This is a genomic window from Acinetobacter sp. YH16032 (assembly GCF_013417345.1).
Lineage (GTDB): Bacteria > Pseudomonadota > Gammaproteobacteria > Pseudomonadales > Moraxellaceae > Acinetobacter.
In genome coordinates this window covers 1-4,145 of record NZ_VPEE01000009.1, presented here as the reverse complement: position 1 = coordinate 4,145, position 4,145 = coordinate 1, and the positions used below count along the sequence as shown (strand labels likewise).

Below are 4,145 nucleotides of genomic sequence, written 5' to 3'. Positions count from 1 at the left end.
GTGGATTTAGGAGAAGTTGCAACTTTTCTAAAAAGCTCGAAAATCATTTTAAAGCCTTTGATTTGACTTTCTTTTACCTTAATAACGGATTTGTTTAACGCCAGCATACTTTTTGAAACACCACCAAAAAATAAAATAGCAGGGTTAAATTTTCAGATTAAAAATTTTCATATTCACATGTTTATTTAAGCATCAAAATCAATCAAAGTTAAAGCACTGAGTTTTCAACCAATTTAAGAATATCGAATTATGCAAGCACTCCTTTAAATCCAATGTGAATAATGAGTAATGAGCGGATTATTCTTCAAACTCAGGCAAAATGATCTCTATAACCTAATTCTGCAACACATATCGAGTTATAAAATTAGACATTACTACTACCTCCATACTAGCCACCTGAAAACACAAATAAAAATGAGCAAGGTTAACTTTTTTTAACGGAGCGAGTGTTTATTTCTATATTCTATTTAATAACGTTCAAAAAACAGGTCTAAATATAGAGATGAAAATCTCTTTGGAGTAGGAATTTAATTTTTTTAATCATTACCATTTTTTATTATCAATAAATCCTAAACAACATTTTTTTATGATTAAGTCTACCCCTGATGACTAACACATAAAGCTCTATAAAATGGTGCTTGGATATGATTTTTTTGTTGCAATCGCGTCTCCATAATGAATTTTATTTTATTAGAATATTTTTCAAATGACGAAATAACAAATAAAATTTTTGTTCTTCAAAAATTAATTTATTCAAATTATTAGAATTTTATTTTTTTCATACCAATTACTTTCGATTTCACATTTTTAAAAATAAAAAGAGGTCTCGAAAGACCTCTTTTCATTTGTTTAATTAAATTTGATTATATTTTAACAGATCATCGATCGCATAAAGACTGCTATCTGTATTTTGCAGAACAATAAGCTCAGTTGGGTTATATTTCGTTTTAGCCCCATCAGTATCAACACTAATCACCGTATTTGCACCATCTTGTTTGATCGTTACAAATTCACCAATGTTAGACGATGTAACATTCTGATCTTTTAATAAAGCAGAAATATCAACTCGATCACCTTCAGCTTGATTAAAGTCAGTCCAAATATCTGGACTTTCGGTATGTTGAGCTTGATTGAGCACATCATAAAGGACTGTATCAGCACCTTCACCAAGAGTAAAAGTATCGATTGAAGCAGATGCTTGTGCGGTATCTGCCTCATCACTTCCAGTTAACGTCATCGAAACATTAATTTCAAGTGTTGCAGATTGTGATGTTCCCGCTTTAGAAACTGTTGTATAGGTGAATGTTTCAAGACCTCCACTTAAACCTGATGGTTGATACTCATAGGTGCCATCTTTGAACACAGTAAGGACACCGTGCTTACCTTGAACTGTGAACTCTTGACCACCTTTAGCTGGATCATTTACATAAAGCTCTTTAGATCCAATTTTCAGAATATCAATTTGGTCGATAGCTGTATCATTTTCAAATAAGTCACCCTCAAGCAATGGTGTATCAGTTGGAGTAATATTATTGACCATTATTCCAGTAATTGATGCACTAGATACATTCACTGAATTAAATGTACCACTCGTTGTGTTAATTGAAATAACATAATCACCTGCATCGAGCACTTTGCCATCATCTAAAATAATTTCTGAGGCATAAGTCGTTGATGTCGAAGGATTCAATATTGTTCCAGCTGGCCATGTAATACTAACATTTCCGGTATAAACTTGTTCAAGCACTTGCTGTTCAACGCCGTTGACAAGCTGAGTAGTCACCTTATTAATCACAACACTCATTGAAGGATTATCATTAGTTAAAGTACGAGTGATATTCCCTTGGAGATCTAAGCTACTAATATAAGATCCTTCTTCAACTTTAAATTCTAATGTACGACTTGCAGATCCAATAATTCCAGATTCTACAGATTCATTGAGCGTTGAATAGTTTGCAGCTTGAACTTCTACAACTTCTGCATCGTTAGCTACTGTATTGGTATCAATCTTAATATTGAGAACTTCAATGTAAGTTGTACCATCTGCTCGTTCCACTACAACCTCAAAACGATCAATCTCACCATATGGTGGAGTCCAACCCACTGTGCTTTGTGGAACTGTAACATTGTAGGTATAAGTACCGTCAGTATTAATATTGAGTGAGCCATATTGACCCTGTACAACTAAAGCTTCACCTTCAACCACATCAGTGTTATTTACCAATATTAATTTATCTGTCGTAATCGGAGTCGCATCACCTTGAACTGATCCAGTTATCGTTTCTGGGTTTGCATAATCGTAAATATTGACATCTGTAACTTGAGCTGAAGCTCCTCCAATTACGTTTACACCACTAGTTTGCTTGATAATACCAACGTAAGTACCCTCACCAAAACTCAATGTTACCGGGGTTGAAACACCACCGCCAATGAGCACTTGAACAAAATTTGGAATTTCGTGTACTTGAACCAACTGTTCAGTATTCTCATCTAAACGATAGATAACCAAACTAAATGTTGAAAGTATCGTTACCCCGCCCGCGGAACCGGTAAAGGTCATTTCTTGGAAAGTACCGTCTTCAACAGTGAAGTCCATGACACCTTCCGTACCAATTACACTTGCAGACAACACATCACCAGCAATACCTAGATCAAGTAAATTCAATGCGACTGCATTTGAAATACCTAATTCTTCGCCTGTGGTTTCAGTTAAATCAGGAGTAACATCAAGTAATACTGTATTATCAATGATGGCATTTTCATCTGTGGCAACACGCACTAATTCAATATTTAATTCAGCTGTGCGTTTTTCACCATTTGGTGCCGTTACCTCATATACAAAACGATCAACTTCACCGTAATCTCTAAATAATGGATCTACTGTATATGTATATTGTCCATTTTCAGAGATAGTTAAAGTGCCATACTCCCCTTTAATTGTTGCAATACCATCTGTAAATTGATTAATGGTATCTTCACCATGAATAACTCCACTGATTTTACTACCCTCTGGGACGACATCTGTACCATTTTGATAATCCTGATCCGTAATCACATTACCATTTATTGTTCCTGTCACAGCTTCTGGATTATTAAAATCACGTACAGCATCTGATTCAAATCTTAATGTATACCCCGTAGCAGCTGACAACCCTTGGCCGTTACCTAATACAATGAGCCACTCTCCTTCATCTAAAGAACGACTTATCGTTTCTGACACACCACCTAATACAACGAGATACCAATTATCAATTTTTTCTTTTAATTCATATTCACCAGTTGACTCATTTAACTTATACATAAATAAGTTCATCGTCCCTGCTGTAAGACCACCAGCATCAGCATAGAAACTAATATCTCTTTCGGTGCCTTCTTCGACTGAAAGGGAAACTGAAGAGCTAAATACGCTTTCAAGCACACTTGCATTTAACACTGGACCTAAGCCAACAGAACCCACTGTAAATCCTGTTGAGTTAAGCTCTGTTGGTGTTTCATTAACATCTACAGTCGGTGTGATATCCAATACCAATTGCACATCATTATTCGCTGTTGCAAATGGCTCAGGTACCTCAATATCTACGAGATCATCTATTCTTTCTTGCAATAGAGCTTTTGCAGCTTCAATCGCGTCTGAAGTTTGATCAATATTGTCTAATGCTTGTTGTGCAAGAGTTTTTGCTGCCTGAGCAGCTTCTAGGGACTCTTGCAATTTATCAGCCTCTGCCTGTGTTACAGTACCGTCTTGCAAGGCGTCAGCTAAATCCTCTTCAGCCGTTGTATAAGCTTCTTCAGCACTTTCTATTAAAGCTTCGACCCCCGCTAGTAAAGTATCAATATCATCAGAAATATCATTTTCATTTTGATCATTTACTGTTGGTAAAGTGATATCAACCAGATCATTTAAACGACCTTGTAGCGCATCTTTTGCTGCTTGTACTGCCTCAGGTAACGCTGTCACTTTTGTTTGTGCTTCTGTTTTCGCAGCAAGTGCATCATCACGTGCTTGAGTCAATGCAGTAAGTTCTGTTGGGGTGATGAGGCCATTGGCATTTGCATCGATCAGCGCTTGTTCTGCCGCAGCGTATGCTGCTTCAGCCGCCTCTACTGATGCTTCGGCATCTGCCAATACTTGTTCGTACTCATCT

At 36.4% G+C, this 4,145-nt stretch carries 1 protein-coding gene and 1 pseudogene; one reads left to right on the top strand and one right to left on the bottom strand.

The annotated features are described in order from the left end of the window. Nucleotides 1-98: pseudogene (locus FTV32_RS07500) on the top strand (IS1 family transposase); the annotation flags it as partial. A 755-nt stretch (nucleotides 99-853) separates the two neighbouring features. On the opposite strand, the gene FTV32_RS07495 reads toward FTV32_RS07500, so the two are convergent. Further along, on the bottom strand, nucleotides 854-4,145 hold a 3,292-nt coding region (locus FTV32_RS07495; RefSeq protein ID WP_180028326.1), incomplete at its 5' end, for a type I secretion C-terminal target domain-containing protein.